At 45.6% G+C, this 18,783-nt stretch carries 11 protein-coding genes; 5 read left to right on the plus strand and 6 right to left on the minus strand.

Annotated elements, in window-relative coordinates; genetic code table 11:
* Positions 1–17 precede the first annotated feature (17 nt).
* Positions 18–2,963, minus strand: coding sequence for a TonB-dependent receptor (locus ACXAFM_RS10685; RefSeq protein WP_474834534.1), 2,946 nt, complete (start codon positions 2,961–2,963; stop codon positions 18–20).
* A gap of 67 nt (positions 2,964–3,030) precedes the next feature.
* Entirely contained in the window at positions 3,031–5,715 is a 2,685-nt protein-coding gene (locus tag ACXAFM_RS10690; protein ID WP_474829322.1) for a family 16 glycosylhydrolase, read from the minus strand.
* A 394-nt stretch (positions 5,716–6,109) separates the two neighbouring features.
* Between ACXAFM_RS10690 and ACXAFM_RS10695 the strand changes: the two genes are divergently transcribed.
* Positions 6,110–7,051, plus strand: coding sequence for a cation diffusion facilitator family transporter (locus ACXAFM_RS10695; protein ID WP_474829324.1), 942 nt, complete (start codon positions 6,110–6,112; stop codon positions 7,049–7,051).
* Between the two features lie 126 nt (positions 7,052–7,177).
* Here the strand turns inward: ACXAFM_RS10695 and ACXAFM_RS10700 are convergent, their stop codons facing one another.
* From ACXAFM_RS10700 to ACXAFM_RS10715, 4 genes are all read right to left on the minus strand, one after another.
* Entirely contained in the window at positions 7,178–9,610 is a 2,433-nt protein-coding gene (locus tag ACXAFM_RS10700; protein WP_474834536.1) for a TonB-dependent receptor, read from the minus strand.
* 286 nt (positions 9,611–9,896) lie between these two features.
* The gene (locus ACXAFM_RS10705) at positions 9,897–11,624 is read right to left on the minus strand and encodes a solute:sodium symporter family transporter (protein WP_474834538.1); all 1,728 of its coding nucleotides are present in this window, start codon (positions 11,622–11,624) and stop codon (positions 9,897–9,899) included.
* Between the two features lie 16 nt (positions 11,625–11,640).
* A complete protein-coding gene (locus ACXAFM_RS10710) occupies positions 11,641–13,707 on the minus strand; it encodes a glycoside hydrolase family 31 protein (protein WP_474834540.1) in 2,067 nt (688 codons plus the stop codon).
* Positions 13,708–13,880: 173 nt separating this feature from the next.
* Positions 13,881–14,633 (minus strand): TSUP family transporter, encoded by a 753-nt coding sequence (locus ACXAFM_RS10715; RefSeq protein WP_474834542.1) that lies wholly within the window; start codon positions 14,631–14,633, stop codon positions 13,881–13,883.
* A gap of 98 nt (positions 14,634–14,731) precedes the next feature.
* On the opposite strand from ACXAFM_RS10715, the gene ACXAFM_RS10720 reads away from it, so the two are divergent.
* The 4 genes from ACXAFM_RS10720 to ACXAFM_RS10735 all read left to right on the plus strand — a co-directional run bounded on the left by ACXAFM_RS10720 (position 14,732) and on the right by ACXAFM_RS10735 (position 18,777).
* Positions 14,732–15,481 (plus strand): GntR family transcriptional regulator, encoded by a 750-nt coding sequence (locus tag ACXAFM_RS10720; protein WP_474829334.1) that lies wholly within the window; start codon positions 14,732–14,734, stop codon positions 15,479–15,481.
* 316 nt (positions 15,482–15,797) lie between these two features.
* A complete protein-coding gene (locus tag ACXAFM_RS10725; RefSeq protein WP_081366557.1) occupies positions 15,798–16,751 on the plus strand; it encodes an aldo/keto reductase in 954 nt (317 codons plus the stop codon).
* Between the two features lie 9 nt (positions 16,752–16,760).
* Positions 16,761–17,768 carry a TauD/TfdA family dioxygenase gene (locus tag ACXAFM_RS10730; RefSeq protein WP_474829337.1) on the plus strand — a complete coding sequence of 336 codons (1,008 nt, stop codon included), beginning with the start codon at positions 16,761–16,763 and terminating at the stop codon, positions 17,766–17,768.
* A 4-nt stretch (positions 17,769–17,772) separates the two neighbouring features.
* Entirely contained in the window at positions 17,773–18,777 is a 1,005-nt protein-coding gene (locus ACXAFM_RS10735) for a YeiH family protein (RefSeq protein WP_474829339.1), read from the plus strand.
* The last annotated feature ends 6 nt before the right edge of the window (positions 18,778–18,783 follow it).

Consider the following 18,783-nt stretch of genomic DNA (forward strand, 5'->3'; position numbering starts at 1 on the left):
TAAGTTAGATAGAAAAATTAAAAGCTATATCTAGCGCCTAGCGTGTAGCGAGGGCCATACTGACGGGCAAATAAGAATTGCTCTTCAAAGCGGCCATAACCACGCTCGGTTTCGTCGTTGATGTTTACACCTTCTAGGAACACCGTTAGGTGCTCATTTACATCGTAGTTGATGCTGGCATCAACCTGACCAAAGGTGTCGAACTGGGTCGCTGGGTTGTCAGATGAACCTTGCGCTTGACCAATACCAACAACATAGTCTGAACGCCATGCATAAGTGACTTTTACAGACAGACCTTCTTTCTCGTAAAACACTTGGAAGTTAGCTGAATCACTGATACCTACTAGCGGGTTTTGCTGTTCTAGATTGTATGGGTCGTACTCTACGTCACCGTCAACCAGCGTTGCGTTAGCGCCAAAACCAAAGCCCGTTTCACCAAACGTATGCTGAACAGCAAGCTCGATGCCTTCTACGGTTTTTGATTCGTTAAGGTTACGAGGCTTCACCACGTTCCACTCAATGAGTGGATCATCTGAATTAGGCTCTACTACGCCTTCAGCGTTGGCGTAACCCGCCGACAAGAAGTAGTCGTATATATTGCTGTCAGTAGCTTGGATTCCGTCTGCTTCAAGTGCTGATACCGCTTCTTGCCATCTTGGTCCTTGATAGATGTCGTTCAGACCGTCGAAAGTTTCAAGTGCACCTTGCGTATCGATGTAGTTCTTAACCGACTTTCTGAATAGCCCTACAGACGCATAGCTTGCTTCGTCGTAGTACCATTCGAAAGATAAGTCTAAGTTGGTCGACTCGTAAGGCTTAAGATCGGTACTGCCTTCAGACACTGTTCTTGAACCGATTTTAGGGCTTCCGCTAAATGAACGTCCGCCTTGTAAAAAGCCGATAGGTGCGCGAGTAATTGATTTACCCCAAGAGAAACGGGCAACAATGTCGTCAGTAACATCAACTTTCACGTCGAACATAGGAAGCAGTACATCGTACTTACCGGTAAAGTCTTGCTCTTCAACACCGTCTTGGAAAACAGTGATCCACTCACCAGCTGCAACCCAGTTTACTTGAATAGGTACGCGAACTTCAGCCGTGCTAGGTACTTCTGTTTCTTCGTAGCGAAGACCAGCGTTAATTTGAACGTAGTAATCGCTAACGTCAAAGTCCCACTCGGTCTGTACGTAAATTGAGTCGGTTGTCTCTTCTACATTGCTTACTGAAGGTGCGCCGCTGAAGTACGGGTCGATAGAGTACGCGTTGCTTTCGCCCACAACGTCGGCAGTGATAAATTGAAGCTGACGCGCAATGGCTTCATCAAAGTCAAAGGTGTAATAATAGCCTGGGTTCATGCTCGCACCACCACCATCAAAAGCGTCTAGGAAGCCTGAGGTGTCGTTGCGAACGAACATGCTGTCTGGGAAAATTTCAGTGAACGATGGGCTAAAGCCAGGTCCGCCGCGTAGTCCGCTCCATGCGGTAAAGCCAGTCAAAGACTGTTCTGTGCGAGCTACACCGAAATCGATTTTGACAAGCGGGATATCCCACGCTGAGTTATACCAAGTACCGTCTAACTGCAACTGTTCAATGTCAGAGCGTCCTGGTGAATAGATGAACTGACTGAAGTTAGAGTCAATTTCACCCGGCAAAATTTCATTAGTGCCGTTATTCCAGTTAACGAAGACCTGAGGGATTTCACCTTCACGGTAGTCATAAATTTTAGATTCTAACTGGTTTGAACCAAGAATGATCTGTCCAGCGCTACCTAACCCTTCGTCATAACCATTGTCGGTTTTGTTGTAAGAATCATGATAATCCAAACGGAAGTGCCAATCGTCATTGACCATCCAGTCTAAGTTTACACCCAGTGAGCGTGCATCAACGCGGGTAGTGTTGCGGCTTGCGGTAAACGAGCCGTCATCGCCACTGATGTCTGCATAAACAGCCGTACCATTTTCATCAAGCTCGTAAGCATTGATGTTAGCACCAAAATTGTTCCAAATACCCCAACCTACACTGTTAGTTCCGGTGGTTGCGCGAGACGCTGTGTAGTCGATAGTCGCGGTAAACTCGTCAACAGGACGAAACTGGAAAGTAACCTGCCCATTTGAGCGTTCGCGCTGTACGTCATTAATGCTGTAGTTCATGTCTTTCGGGAAGAAAGCCGCATTTGTAATATTAGTACGGTTATCAACAACGTCGCTTGGATCTAGCTCAGGCAGTGCATCATTCTCTTGAAGTACCCAACCTTGAATATTTGCCGACTGCTGCTGGAAATCACGCTCTTGGTGCGAAAAAGATACGCCGAAGCCGAACATGTCATCGGCGAAAGTATTTGTGTAAACACCCGCAATTTCAGGGGTTACATCGTCACCTTCTTCGTTCGACGTATCGTAAATACCTTTCACTGAAATAGTAGCGTTTTGCCCCGACTGGGCTAGCGGCTTCATGGTAATGATGTTTACCGTAGCACCTAAGCCACCACTCGGGTTTTCTGCACGAGCCGTTTTTTGAAGTTCTAGCGTGCTTACGCCTTCAGATGAAAGGTTAGCGAGGTCAAAAGAACGGGTAAAACCAGTACCAGGCATTTGACGGCCGTTTAGGGTTACCAAGTTGAACTCAGGACCAAAACCACGAACGGTAATTTGGCTACCTTCACCGTTATTTCGGCTGATGGTGACACCGGTAATGCGTTGCAGTGCTTCCGCTAGGTTTGTATCAGGAAATTTACCTAGCTCTTCAGCTGATATGGCGTCTACTACACCACTTGAGCTGCGCTTTAAATCCATTGAACGGATCATGCTGCCGCGAATACCACTAACTTGAATAACTTCTACTTCACCTTCTGCAGGTATTGCTGCTTCTGCTTCTTGAGCATATGCGGGTAGTACAAGTGAAGAGCCCATCAACAAAGCCATTGATGTGGCAAGTTGGGTCTTTTTAAAAGATGTGTTTTTCATAATTGCCCTACTAATTCTTATCAATTTCGTATGTTGCCCAAGCTCCGCTTAGGCAACATATGCTTTGCTATTGCGCTGCAATTTCAACGTTATCGACGCGGTACACTGCGCCTTCACCAGAGCCCCATGCAGGGAACATCATGATGACGTTGATTGCACTGATATCCAGACCTAAGTCGTACAGCGTTTGAAGAGGGAAGGTATAGGTTTGCCATTCGCCTTCAACCGGGTCTACACCTTCAAGGCTAGCTGAAATGGGTAGTTCTACTGCTGATGACACGTCGATAGACTCAATCTTGAATAACCAAGGCGCTGAAGCATCATTAGGCATAGCGCTTACTTTCATTTCAAATCGCACAGCACCATCAGTTAGTAGTGCTGACGCATCGTAAGAGTGACCGTCATCAGCAATGATGCCCATAACAGTTGGCGTTGCTCCAATACGGAACTCAGCTACTGTACCGTGCTCTGCATCATCAATTTCTTCTGTAGGTGTTGAGCCACCGCAGCAATCCCAAATACGCCATTGGTCTGCCGCAGTGTCTGCAAACAAGGTAATGCCAGACGCTGAAGGCGCTTCTTGACCACTGTCAGGGTGGTATATTTTTACGTTATCTAAGCGGTATACTGCACCTTCGCCAGAACCCCAAGCTGGGAACACCATGATTACGTCAATGGCGCTAACGTCTAAACCACGGGCCTGCAAATCTGAAATAGGAAAAGTGTATGTCTGCCACTCGCCTTCAACAGGAGCCTGACCTTCAACGCTATCCGCTAATGGAAGCTCTACAGCGGTTGCTGCATCGTTTGACTCAACTTTAAAGAGCCATGTTGAATCTGGATTGTTTGGAGCGCTTACTACTCTCATATCGAATTGCAGTAGTCCACCGTCCGTTAATGCTGTTGCATCAAACGGCGTATCACCACCACCAGCGGCAGAGCGAGTTATAAAGCCCATTACGGTAGGTTCAGCGCCAATGCGGAATTCCGCAGTTAAACCGTGCTCTTCATCGTCCATTTCTTCAGTTGGCGTAGAGCCACCACAGCAGTCCCACATAGGCCAATCAGGGTTTTGGCCATCTTCGAAGATAGTGAGTTCTGGGTAGGTAACACCACCTTCTTGTGAAATTTCAACGTTTGTCATGCGATAAACTGCGCCATTTCCAGTATCCCAGGCAGGAAACACCATAATGACATCAATAGCGCTGGTATCTAAGCCTGCTTCAGCAAGCGCACTTAGTGGGAATTCATAAGACTCCCACACGCCTTGTTCTGGGGTATCGCCCTCAGTATCTGCTGGGCCCACGTAACCACTCATCAACGGCAGTTCAGCCGCGGTAGAGCCTTCAGAGCTTTCAATTTTAAATAGCCAGTTTGTGGTGGCATTGTTTGGAAGCGATGCTACCTTCAGATCAAATTTAACGCTGCCGGTTTCTTCTATTGGAGATGCATCAAAAGGAGAGGCTTCACCTTCAGGGTCAGTAATAAATTGTCCACGGCTAATAAAACCCATTACAGTAGGTGCTTCGTTTATTGTAAATTCATAAACTTGGCCTTGTTCTGCATCTTCAACTAGCGCTGGTGTAGTGCCGCCACAGCAATCCCACGCTGGCCAGTTTGGGTTAGGTGTACCATCAAAAATCGTTAGATTTTGTGGAATACCGGTAGAAGGGGGCGACGGGATGGGAGCAGCGCCTTCAACCAAAGCATCGTCTACACTGTCGTAGCCGGGGCGAACCGTTTCACAACCTTTACCTGTTTCTGGGTCAGAGGCACACTCGTAAACGCGTACGTAGTCAATTTCGAACGTTTGACCGTCTACGAATGCATCTGCATCTATACCCGTCTCGTTAACGGCTTCAGGCCAATTCCCACCTACAGCAAAGTTAAGGATCATGTAAAAATCTTGATCGTAAGGGGCGTTATTCCATTGGGTTTCAAGTTCACCGGTAATTTGGTCGAAGTACTCAGTGTACCAACCGCGGTGGGAAAGACCTGTTGCATCACCATTTGCGTTATAGCGCACCTCAGAGCGACGCTGGGTGGCATACAAGTAGCCGTCCATGTACCAGCGAATTTCACCTTCCTGCCACTCTATAGCGTAGGTATGGAAGTCATCAGCTGGGTTCGCGCCATCAGGAAGAGAATATGCTTGACCAGAGCTATCATTGTTCGGCCATTCTTGACCATAGTGAAGGGTGCCGTAAATATGGTTTTCTGGGTTACCTTCTGCGTCTGCTGCTTTCAGGTTTACCGCTTCCATAATGTCGATTTCACCAGAGCGCGGCCAGCCGCCATATACTGAATCAGTAGGCATCATCCAAAATGCTGGCCAGCTACCTTGACCTTCTGGTAGCTTAGCGCGCATTTCAAAACGGCCGTATTTGAAATCGGCTTTATACTGAGTAATTAATCGGGCTGACGTATACGGTTTTGGGGCACCTTCTTCGGCAGGAAGCGCAACAATTTTCAGGCTACCGTCAGACACAAATGAATTGTCTTCACTGTCTGTGTAGCATTGGGCTTCATTGTTACCGCCACCGTCACAGTTTACTTCATGGGTCCAGTTATCATCGTTAATACTGGTTCCATCGAACTCGTCGCTCCAAACAAGCTCCCAGTCGGTAACGGGAACCGTTGCGTCAACAACGTCGATATCTGTAGAGGTTGTTGCTCCACCTCCACAGCCAAATAGGGTTGTGACTGAGATCGCGGCAGCTATCCGCGAGAGTTGAGATGCTTTTTTCGTCATTGTTTTCAGCCCTGATCAAAAGAAATTGGGTTTTTATGTTGTGGCAAATGCCACGTAAAAAGCTTGTGTAAGCGCTTACAAAGTGGGTCAAATAAAAATGGCTGTTTGAAAGCGCTTACATTACATTAAGCCACTGACACGTAAAGATCAATACTGTTCTCAAAAAATTAACATTTAGTAGAATAGGTATATATCGTCAATAAATATAAAAACAATCTTAATATCAATGATTTATATTATTTTTGATATTTCTTTGAAAAAGTTTAATTTGGCGTTTCACTCGTCATTTACAAATTAAAAGGCACTGTTGTTAATAAGGTGTTTTGAGCATTTCGCTCGCAACAAATAGTGCTTCACGATAAGCTTTCTCTATAGCACAAAAAGAGTATAGCCCATGCATAATCATCATCATGTCGACACTACTTCTTCTAAAGAAGACTCCACTCGTATCGGATGGGCATTTTGGCTGAACTTTACCTTTACCATTATTGAGTTTATCGGCGGTTGGCTCACTAACAGTGTGGCTATAATGGCAGACGCTGTTCATGATCTAGGCGATTCCCTCTCAATTGGATTAGCCTGGTACTTGAGTAAACTAGGTCACAAAGCCTCCACCGAAAAGTATACCTATGGCTTCAAAAGGCTAAGTTTAATGGGAGCCATGATTAACGGTCTCATTTTAGTACTTGGTTCAATTTGGGTAATGTCTGAGGCCATCCCCCGTCTCTATAACCCAGAGATGCCTGTGACGGAAGGCATGATAGGGCTCGCGATATTGGGTATTCTGGTAAATGGCCTCGCGGCCTATAAACTTCATGGCGGCCATTCAATGAATGAGAAAGTGCTTAACTGGCACTTAATTGAAGATGCGATGGGTTGGGTGGCGGTGCTTATTGTGGCCATTGTACTTCATTTTGTAGATTGGCCCATTCTCGACCCAATATTATCGATTGGTTTTACCCTCTTTATATTAATAAACGTAGTGAGATACGTTGTGCAGACAATGTCATTGTTCTTACAAGGTGTGCCTGATGAATTTACGCGAAAGGCTATTAGCCAAGCGTTGCTGTCTATGGAGCATGTTGAAGAAGTTCATCATTTACATTTTTGGTCTTTAGATGGTGAACAACATGTACTCACCGCTCATGTCGTTATTAATTGTGCAATCGACAATGACAAGTTACGCCAGTTAAAAACACAGGTGCATGAACGTCTTTCGCCATTTGCACTTGCACATACAACCGTAGAGTTTGAACTACCAGGGGAGCCATGCCGTGATGAAAATGATCATTTGCATGCCCATTCTCATCATCATAAACACGACGAGCTAAATTAACGCGCAATATATGTAGGGACAGGAAGGCGTTAGCTAATTACGTTTCTGCTGTCTAAGCGCTTGAACAATCGCACTCAAAAAAGAGGGGCGTATATACGCCCCTTTAAACACACACGCTTTGAAGGTTTAGAATTGTGCTTTGAAGGCTACGCCATAGTAACGGTCTGCGTCGCGAGGAATTTGATAACGAAAGTTATCGCCGCTATACGTTGTTGCATAGCTTTCATCAAGTAAGTTTTTAGCAATCAAAGATACGCGGAATGCATCGTCTTTGAATGAGAAACTTACGCTTGCGTTAAGCATGCTGTAGTCAGGTAGCAATGAGTGAGGATTGAATCCTCCAACATTTCCCGGTAAGTCAGAGTACTGTTCGTCGGTGTAAATATACGAAGCGTTATAGTAAACATCGAAACCGTGCTCTGTTTCCATAAAGTATTCAGCTGAAAGTGAATATTTTAAATCAGGAGAGAATGGTACATCGTCACCTGAACGTGTATCGCATCTCGGTGGCTCATCGCCATTCACTATAGTCTCAATCGGACAATTAAACTCATCAATTTCTGCTTTTGTGTATGCAGCACCACCGATTAAAGTAAGGTTGTCGGTTGCATTCCACATCATATCAAGCTCGATACCTTGCGTAGTAACATCACCGGCATTAGTAAGACGGGTAATACATGCACCGTCTGAACAGTCGAAGTTATTCGCTTGGAAACCTTCAATGTCGGTGCTAAACAAGGCAACGTTTAACAATAGGTCGCGACTTGCGTACTTGTAGCCTATCTCGAAAGCGTCAGATTCTTCAGCGCCGATAGGTCGACCATCGTTGACTGGATTAAAGTTATAGTAAACGTTGAAACCAGGGCCTTTGTAGCCTTGAGAGTAGGTGGCATATACCATCTGATTTTGGTCGAGATCGTATTGAAGACCAACACGGCCGGATAGATTGGTTTCATCTACCACGCCTTCGGCATCTGTATTTTCGGTAGCAGGGCGCACACCAACACCACGACGTCCATATTCATCGTTGCTGATGCGGCGATGCTTGTAAGACACTTCATCGTCGGTATAGCGAAGGCCGAAGATAAGGCGCATATCATCGCTTAAATCGTAAGTACCATCGCCATATACTGCCCAGTTATTAAACTCAGTGCTCATAAACGCTGTGGCAGAAACAATATCGTTCGCATTGCACGACACACCTAATGAATCTGCATAGGCGTCGAGGTCTGAAAGCGCGTTAGTTAGGTCGTCTCCAGACAGGTTATTCTGCGCATAGAATGTCAGTGCTTGGTCAAGTTGAAGGTTATTGTTTTGGCAACTTGCATCGCGAGTGAAGTTACGCTCTGAATCCATGTTCCAATAGAACATACCCGCCAGGAAGTTAAACGGGCCTGCTAGGTTTGAAGCAACACGGAATTCTTGAGAAAACTGACTCCATTCCTGCTCACCCACATCGTGCAGTTGGAAAGGTACGCCGAACACTGGCTGGTCGCTGTCGCCAGCAATTGAGGTAAAGTCACCTTCGCGGAATTCAGTGTTTTCCCATGAGCGCTGGGCTGTGATTGAGGTGAAAGTATAGTCGCCGACAGTTTTATCAACTTGCACAGAGAAAGCTGAGTGGTCGTCGATGGTGCGAGACTCAAAATCGTGGTCGATTTGACGCTGTTCTAAATCAATGCCGTCAGCAATAGTTGCACTGCTAGGTGCTGCTTCTGATTCTGGATTACGACCGCTTGATACGCCTTCTAAATCGGCACAACAGTCGTCATCAGCACTGTAAAATTCGCTAATAAACTTAACTTTTAAGTCGTTGGTTGGTTCGTAGAGGACTACCGCACGCGCACCTTCTCGATCATAGCCGTTTACCGTTTCGTTGTTATAAACATTATCGATGTAGCCGTCGAATTTACCTTGGAACACGGTCAGGCTAGCTGAAAGGTCGTCTGTTAAACCACCGCTCACCGTGCCTTTTAAACGATACTCGTTATCTTGGTAGAATTCGGTAGAAAGGCTACCGGTTAGTTCCTGCGAAGGGTCTTTAGTGGTAATGTTGACTACGCCGGCTGATGCATTTTTACCAAAAAGGGTGCCTTGTGGGCCGCGCAGCACTTCGATGCGGTCAACGTCATATAAATCGGCAAAAGCCTGTCCTGAGCGGCCTAGTACCACACCATCTACCACTGTCGCCACACTTGGCTCGGCGGCGATACTAAATGAAATTGTGCCAATACCACGAACGGTTAGTGCAGAGTTACGGGTTGTTGTACCTTTGCGGAAACTTACTGATGGAACAAGCGCTTGAAGATTTTCAACATTGTTTGCGAAAGCCGATTCTATCTGGTCACCGCGTAATACGGATACTGCTACAGGGACGTCGCTAATACTCTGTACACGTTTCTGTGAGGTAACGACAATTTGCTCGAATGACTTGTCGTCTTTAGCTGTTTTAGTTTGTTCGGTCTCTGCATCTTGCGCATAGCCATTTGCGTGAAGCAGCAAGCCAGATGTCATAGCAAGGGTTACCGCCTTACTAATGATCGATCTTTTTGTATTCATGTTGTTCTCCAGGGTATTTCGCTTATCTCGCTCTAACTAACAATGGCCAACACTTTTTTTATATATCAACCGTTGTACGTAGACGGTGTTTGGTTTTTTATTTTTTTTAGCTACACAAGGGGCATCATTTAAAATGGCGCACTATGTGATTTATCATTACCAGCCTTTATAAAAGATATCTTTCGTCTGATGTCTTATATAAGAGTAATTAAGTTAAACAATTGTTAAGTCGTTTGCAAACGTTATGTTAATTTTTTTGTGTTTTTTCTATACAGAAGCGTTTAGTTTAAGCCGGCTGGGAAGCAAGGCGCTTTAGGCCTTGCTCGTATTTTACTCGCCACCATTTAAGGCTAATGCCTATGGCAGCGAAACAGCTTGCCCACAAGCCAACTAGAGCCGGTATAAAGATGTTACTGATTCCGCCTACAAAGCCCACTGGGGAGAACATCAAATACAAGGTAGCAATAAGACCAACCAGCACAATCGCGCAGGGGATAGCGTAGCGCCATGGGGTCATATTAACTTCGGCCTTCGGCGTAAAGTGCCATGGTGTAGCCATTGGATAGAGCTTACCTATGGTTAACATAATGGTCAGTTCTATAGCGAATAAAATGGCATAAATATGAATGAAGTTAATATCGACTTCCCATACAAACTTAAGCAGTCCATAGGCAATTACGTGGAAGATAATCGCGACTTTTGCCGCCAGCGCAGGAACGCGTTTTGTAAATAAGCCAACAAGCACAATAGTGATAACGGGAATATTGTAAAAGCCGGTAAATATGCGAATGATTTGCCACAATCCTTCAGGGGCAAACATAAGCAGCGGCGCCGTGATAAAAGAGAGCACAGCAATAACAATACTGGTGATCTTGGCAACGCGAATAAGCTTTTCGTCGCTCACTTTGTCTTTTTTGAAGGGTTTGTATACGTCTAAGCAAAATAGGGTGGCAGCACTGTTAAGCAGTGAATTAAAAGAGCTAAACACGGCACCAAGCAATACTGCTAAAAAGAAACCCGACAAATACTGTGGGAGTACATCTTTAACCAAATGGGGGTAGGCGAGGTCGATGGTTTGAAGATTTTCGTCTTGATATAAGTGATAAGCAATAACGCCAGGTAGCATCATCATAAAGGGCACAAGCACTTTAAAGTAGCCAGAGAACAGCACGCCTTTTTGACCTTCAACCAGGTTTTTAGCCCCCAAGGTTCGCTGAATAACGTATTGGTTTGTACCCCAGTAAAACAGGTTAGCTAATATCATACCTGTAAAAATAGTACCTAAAGGGACAGGATCGTCAGCGCCGCCTATAGCGTTGAGCTTTTCGGTTTCTGTGGTAGCAATAGTAGATAGACCTTGGCTAAAGCTGCCGTCGCCCAAGGCCACCAAGCCAAGAACGGGAACCAATAAACCCACAATTAAAAGGCCAACTCCATTAATCGTGTCTGATACGGCTACCGCTTTTAAACCACCGAAAATGGCATAGAGAGCGCCAATCGTACCGACTATGACGATGGTAAGTACCAGTCCCATCTCATAGCTTACATTGAAAAGCCCGGGTACATCAAAAAGCCTAAGCACGGCAATAGAGCCAGAGTAAAGCACCGATGGAATGGTAACTAACGAATACCCCACCATAAATAGTACTACCGTCATTCTACGCACGCTGTCGTCGAAACGGTCTCGCAAAAACTCAGGTAGGGTTGAGAACGCACCCGCTAAGTAACGAGGCAGGAAAATAAGCGCCATAATAATGGTAGAGATACCTGCGGTTACTTCCCACGCCATCGCGCTAAGGTTATAGCCGAAGGCAGAGCCGTTTAAGCCAATAAGCTGCTCAGCGGAGAGGTTGGTAAGGATCATGGACCCGGCTATAAAGGTGCCGGTCAGCCCTCTTCCTGCGAGGAAGTAACCATCTTGTGTGTTAACTTCCCCTTTGGTTTTCATGTAAGAGATAGCGGCAACGATTGCCATAAATGCCATACATGACAGTAGGGTAAGGGTAATATCCATGAACTACTCCTAAGCGCTATGCTGGCCAGTGCGAAATATTCGACATATCCATATCGGTATGCTGAACATCTGGGCCCATTACAATGCGACTGCCTTTTTGAATGAATACCGCCACGTCATTAAGTGCCAATATCTCTTCTATGTATTGTTCACCCTGTACCACTTCATCGGTACCAAAGCGCACCCACTCGCCTTTAGGTAAGTAGTATTTAATTTTGCCGCCAGGCACGACACAAGGCACAACCAGCAAGTCATCACCACACATAAACTGTTGCTCAAAAGCGTGAGATAGCGGCTGGTCAGGAAAGGCTAACGCCATGGCCCGCTGAACGGGCAGCCCCGTAATAGATGCTTTTTCTGCGGTTTCTTTTAAATAAGGTATAAGCTTGTAGCGCAGCTTTAATGCGTCAAACACGGCATCTGATGCTTCATCACCATATGACCAGGGTTCACGAGGGCCAATACCATGCAATCGCATGTGGGCGCTAAATACTGATGCTTGCGCCCATCGTACATAGAGCTCTGCATCTCGGGTATCTTTGTAAAAACCGCCGATATCCGTGGCAAAGAAAGGTCCGCCTGACATACCCCAAGACAAACTGCCACGAATACTTGCCGCTAGGCCGTGCCAATCGGCTTGCGGGTCGCCGCCCCACTGTGATGGATAGCGCTGGCTTCCTGTCCAAGCAGAACGGCTAAATAAGAACGGGCCAGTTTTGCAGTAAGCCGCAGCTGCCTCATAAACGCAGCGGTTATAAAGCATACTGTAAACATTGTGTAGACGATTGCCTGAATCACTGCTATACGACAGCATATTGTCGTCTTCTAGCTGCTCGCCAAAGTCGGCCTTGATCATGTCTACGCCAAGGTCAAAAAGAGGTTTATGCGAGGTTTTCCAAAACTCGTAAGCTTCAGGGTGGGTAAAGTCTAAAATGCCGGAGTCTGGCAGGGGCGTAAGCACTTCCCCAAATGGGCTCAAGTCCCATTCATAGCGATACGCTTCGCCAGTGCGCTTATCCTTTATCAGCCAGCCTTTTTCTGCAGCTTTTTTATAAAGAGGGTTTTTCACTGAGATCATGGGATATTCCCATACACAGATCTTGAAACCTAAGGCTTTGAGCTCATCAATAACCGGCTGTGGGTCTTCGTAGCGCTTAGGGTCCCACTCAAAGGCAAAACGGGTATCAGTGTCTTGCCATGCGCGACCGTCAAGGGTAATAACATCGCAAGGCATATTCTTTTCGCGCACTTCTCGGGCAACGGCAAGTAACTCGTCGGCATCTTTATAATACGCTTTAGACAGGATTACGCCTAAGCTCCATGTAGGCGGCGTTGGCGCAAAGCCAGTTAACTCGCTGTAGGTTTGAAGGCTTTTAGCTGGCGAGTCTTGATGAAACAAGAACATGTCGAGTACGCCATCTTCAACTAAACACACATACGCTCGCTGTGACCAAAGTGCGTAGCCGACTCCATGGGTGACTGGTGCTGGAGTGTGCACAAATAAATTCCAGCCTTCAGGACTCCATGCGTAAGGTGTGTTTTTATAAGACTTTTCGGCGTTTACGCCTAAAGCGTCGTGGTTGTATGAGCGAATTAGCTGGCCGCGTTTATCAAGCTTGCCCCATTTCTCTCCAAGACCGTAAACCGCCTCATCATAACCAAGCTCCAGGCTCACTAACCATCCGCTGTCTGTTTTAGCAAAGGGCGGTAAACGATGCTGGCGCACAAAGTGGCCGTCGGTGGCGCTTTGCTGAACTAAAACGTCATCTTTATACAGCTTGAAATGAAGAGGAGCGGCAAAAATTTCTAATCGATAATCACCTGCTGCCAAGGTACTGTGAGACTTGTCACCGGAAAGTACCAATATTTGCTTATCGGGTGCTTGTGTAAGCATTTCAAAGTCATCAGTTGCGTTTGCATCACTTTGAATGCGTAAGCCAAACTGACTGATACTTAGGCTCAACTCGCCATGTTGAGTGGGGACAACAAGTGTTTTATCGTCAGACAAAAAGGGCTGCTCAGTGATGTCAGCAGCTTCAATATCGTTCCAATCTGGTTCAGTTACACAAAAAGCGTTACTCATTTCTACATTACCCTTAGTGTCTTATATAAGACATAAGTTAATGAAATGTAACTTGGGTGTCAATCTGCAATTAGCAAATTATGAAGATTTAGATCGAGGTATGTTCTTTGCTGTCTTGCGCTTGTAGCTCATTAAGTTCAATTCTCTGTAATCAAAATTTGCGCTAAAAGGGTTTAAAAGCTTATGTTTTTCACAATTAGCGTGACGCCACTTAGCGCAAGCATGGTTAACGCTAGTAACCTTACCGAAGATGTTGAAACTCGCGCAGCGAGCACGCGGCCTAGTCGTGTAAATATAAGAATGACTGGCACTGCGAGTAGTGCAGAAATCATAACGTCTATTGAAGGGAGTGTACCAAAAGGTACTATAGCAAGACGTATTAATGCGGTTACGCTAAATACGGCCAACAAAGTAAAGCGTATTTCATTGATTGGCCAGGCTTGTCTGTAACACTGAAATACCACAGGCGGACCGAACGTAGAGAAAAGCCCGCCTAACATTCCTCCAAGACCGCCCGCAACAGTAAAACCAAAGGCACTACCAGACGGCTGCCCACGTTTTCTTTTAACCAGTAAAAGCCCGCAGCAGCTTAAAATAGCGAAGCCCAGCAATAGGTTTAACCAGGTTGCCATGCCTATTGATAAGTATTCTAGCAGCGTGTAGCCAACTGCCATAAAAGGGATTCCGCTAATGAGTAAGATTTTAAATGCACGCGTGTTAATCTGTTCACGATTTCTGGCAACTAGACTTACTGAGTTAAAAAGGCTTAAAAAGCTTACCATGAATGTAGTTGCGGTAAGCGGCATAATACCGAACAAGGTAAAGCTAGACACTACCATTAACCCAAAGCCAAACCCGCTTAATGTTTGCAGGAGCGTCGCAAGACCTAAAAGGGCGAACATGGGGAGTAGTGTTTCCAAGAGCATGTATGTTATTCCTACGATGTATGTGATTTAAGTCAAAAATGCGCTATAAATCTTGTGTATGATATAAAAACAATAATTAAGCGTTTAGGTTAGGGTTCATGTCTTCATCTCAGTTCGATCACAAACTCAGCGGTCCGAGTCTCGCTTTTCAGCCTCTATACCAACAGGTAGCTGAATACATTAAGCAACTTATTGTGGAGCGTCGATGGCAACCTGGTGAGATGTTGCCTAGTGAGTTCAAACTTGCAGACGAGTTCAAAGTGAGCCAAGGAACCGTTCGCAAAGCATTAACACTGCTTACTGACACAAAAATTGTAACCCGCAGACAAGGGGTGGGTACATTCGTTTCTGAACATACCGCTCAAGATGCGTTATTTCGTTTCTTTCCCCTGCAAGCTGACGGCAAGGGCGCTGATTTACCTAAAGCAGAACTCATCAGTAAAGAGCTGGTTGAACCAAGTGAAACAGTCCAAGCTGCACTTGCTTTAACGGCAAAAGACAAAACGATAAAGCTTAAACGCAGACGCATACTCGAAAACGAATTTTGTATGCTAGAAACCATATTCTTGCCTTTCAAAATGTTTCCCGAAATTCACCTGCGCGAAGATATTCCGCATACCTTGTATCACTTTTATCAAACTGATTATAACCAGACCGTGTTTAAAACCCGTGACAGCATTAAAGCCGTTCTTGCATCAAAAAGTGATGCGAAAAGCTTGGGTATTGAAAAAGGAACACCGCTACTTTTGGTCACTCGTGTCACAGAATCTATTGATGGCAAGTTAATAGAGTATCGAGAGAGTAAATGCAGAACCGACCATTATCACTATCAAGTTGAACTTGATTGACATGCTTCATTTCTAGTCGGCTCTATGCCATTTCTATCGCCCACACTGCTGACCCTTTCCTAAAAAGCGGACATAGATAAACGTCCGCTTAAAATATCCGCCACTAAATTAGGGTACAAACGTTATTCAATCCCACCATTAGAAGCCAAACTCGATCTTTTAATTTAGCTTGTTAACACTTTGTTGACATAAGAGTGCCTGTGTAATAACTTATGTCTTATACAAGACTAAAGTTTGAAGCTGAAGTTATACAAGAGCATAGTGTTAAAGTAAAACTAATTAGCTTAATGCAACAAATTCTAAGGTGAATGAAGCAATGAATAAGATACCTGAGGTAGGTTTTGGCTTTTGGAAAGTAGATACCGCCATTTGTGCTGAAACAACATACCAAGCAATTAAAGCTGGATATCGCCATCTAGACTGCGCAGCAGACTATGGTAACGAAAAAGAAGTAGGTGAAGGCATAAAGCGCGCTATTGATGAAGGTTTATGTACCAGAGAAGAGTTGTGGGTAACCTCGAAGCTCTGGAACACCTTTCACGCCCCTGAGCATGTAGAGCTAGCGCTTGAAAAAACGCTATCTGATTTACAGCTAGACTACCTGGATTTATACCTTATCCATTTCCCGATCGCGCAAAAGTTCGTGCCAATCGAAACACGGTATCCGCCAGAGTGGTTTTACGACCCTGATGCAGCTGAACCAAAGATGGAGCTTGCTCCTGTGCCGCTTCACAAAACATGGGAAGCCATGGAAGCGCTCGCAGATAGCGGTAAAGCAAAACAAATTGGTGTGTGTAATTACAACACAGGGTTGCTTAACGACCTAATGAGCTATGCGCGCATTAAGCCAGCTATGCTACAGATTGAATCTCATCCGTACCTTACCCAAGAACGTTTAATTCGTTTAGCAAAAGACTACGGTTTAAATGTTACCGCGTTCTCGCCTTTAGGTGCGCTTTCTTACTTAGAGCTTGAAATGGCTGACCAGACTGAATCAGTACTTCAGCAGGACGTAGTGAAAGCTGCTGCAAAAGCCCACGGTAAAACGCCAGCGCAAATTGTATTGCGTTGGGGTATTCAGCGCGGCAACGCGATTATTCCGAAAACGTCAAAAGTAGAACGCATGAAAGAGAACTTGGCGCTTTTCGATTTCTCATTAAGTGAAAGTGAAATGCAGGCTATTTCTGCATTAAACATGAATCGTCGATTTAACGATCCGGGTCACTTCTGCGAAGCAGCCTTTAATCGTTTCCACCCCATTTACGACTAGGAGTAAACTATGAAAAACGTCAATGACAGCTCTGCGGTAGCGTATGCACGCGTACCTACTCAGCACAACTACAACGGCGGCGTGTTCCCTGAAATAGTCGTGAACAATGAAAGCTGTTCCACTGTAGAAGAAACGGTTGCGTTTGTTAAAGCGAATCAGGCAGAACTAGAGGCAAAACTTGCTAAATCAGGTGCGCTGCTTTTTAGAGGGTTCCCTCTTGATTCAGCAGAGACCTTTGACGTTTTTTCAGCAGGCTTCGGCTATCCTAACTTTACTTATCAAGAGTCGCTGTCTAACGCGGTGCGTATTAACTATACCGAGCGTGTATTTACTGCTAACGAAGCACCTAAAGATGTAGAAATTTTTCTTCATCACGAAATGGCTCAAACCCCTATTTCTCCAAGTAAGCTTTTCTTTTTTTGTAAAACTGCAGCAGATGAGGGCGGAGCTACGCCGCTGTGTCGTTCAGACAAATTGTTTGAAGCATTGAAGGCAGAGAACCCTGAATTGGCAAGTGATTTCAAAGAGAAAGGTCTGAAGTACACCACCACCATGCCAGCGGCTGATGACGCTAACTCTGGTCAGGGCCGTAGCTGGAAAAGCACGTTAAGTGTTGAAACCGTAGAAGAGGGTGAAGCTAAGCTTAAAGAACTAGGTTACAGCTGGGAGTGGATGGAAGATGGTAGCTTAAAAGCTATTACGCCTGTACTTCCAGCAGTCATTGAGTTAGCTGACGGTTCTGAAGTGTTCTACAACCAGCTTATTGCAGCTTACATGGGCTGGAAAGGCGTTCGCGAGAACCCATCTTCAGCAATTACGTTTGGTGACGGCAGCGCTATCCCGAAAGAAGGGCTAGAGCGCATTGCTGAGCTTTCTGAAGACTTCACGTTTGATTTAGAGTGGCAAGACGGGGACGTGGCAATTGTCGATAACTATCGCGCCATGCACGGCCGTCGCCCCTACTCTGGCGATCGCAAGCGTGTAGTGCTTGTGGCATTGGTTGCTTCAGAGCGTTAATGCAATGAATGACATAGCAGTAAAATGTAAAAGCATTTGGCCTGGGCTGGGTATTGCTACCATCACGGGCATGGCGGCGTTGTTTTTAAGTGAGCACTACAATGCCCCTGCTATGTTGTTCGCTTTACTGTTAGGCATGGCGGTTTCGTTTCTATACCAAAACGATACGCCATGTGCTTGCGGTATCGACTTTACCGCAAGTACATTGCTTCGCGCAGGTGTCGTTTTACTTGGGTTAAGAATAGCCCTTGGTGACTTAGCGGTGCTAGGTTGGCAAACGGCACTCATGCTCGCTGGCGCCATTTTTACTACCATTGTTTTGGGCGTAGTCTTGGCAAAAGCGTTAGGGCTTCAAAAGCGCTTTGGTGCACTAACCGGCGGCTCCGTCGCTATTTGCGGTGCATCTGCTGCGTTAGCCATCTCTACCATACTGCCAAAGGGCGATAACCACGAGCGAGATACATTACTTACCGTTATTGGTGTAACGGCTATGTCCACTATCGCCATGGTGCTTTACCCCATAATTGCGGGTCAATTGGGTATGACTGACACTGAAGCTGGTATTTTTCTTGGCGGCACAATTCACGACGTGGCACAGGTGGTAGGGGCTGGTTACTCGGTGTCAGAAAGTGCGGGTGATATGGCGACTCTTACCAAATTGGTGCGCGTTGCCATGCTCATGCCGGTGGTACTGATTATGATGCTTGTGATAAAAAGATTCTACAAAGCCAGTACTCAAGCAGAAGGCGGTGAAGTACCTAAAATGCCTCTGTTCCTCATCGGTTTTATTGCATTAATGTTGCTCAATAGTTTTGTGGCGTTACCTGAATTTGCGATTGAAGCAGGCACGCAAGTTTCTCGTTTCTTTTTAGTTGTTTCCATTACTGCTATCGGCATGAAATCAAACTTGGGCAAGCTTGCCGAAGTGGGCGTGCTTCCCATAGTCATGATAGTGGTTGAGACCCTGTGGATTGCACTGCTTATTCTTGGCTTTCTTTACGCCATGTAAAGGCCG

This window comes from Alteromonas sp. ABD4_190, assembly GCF_056160105.1.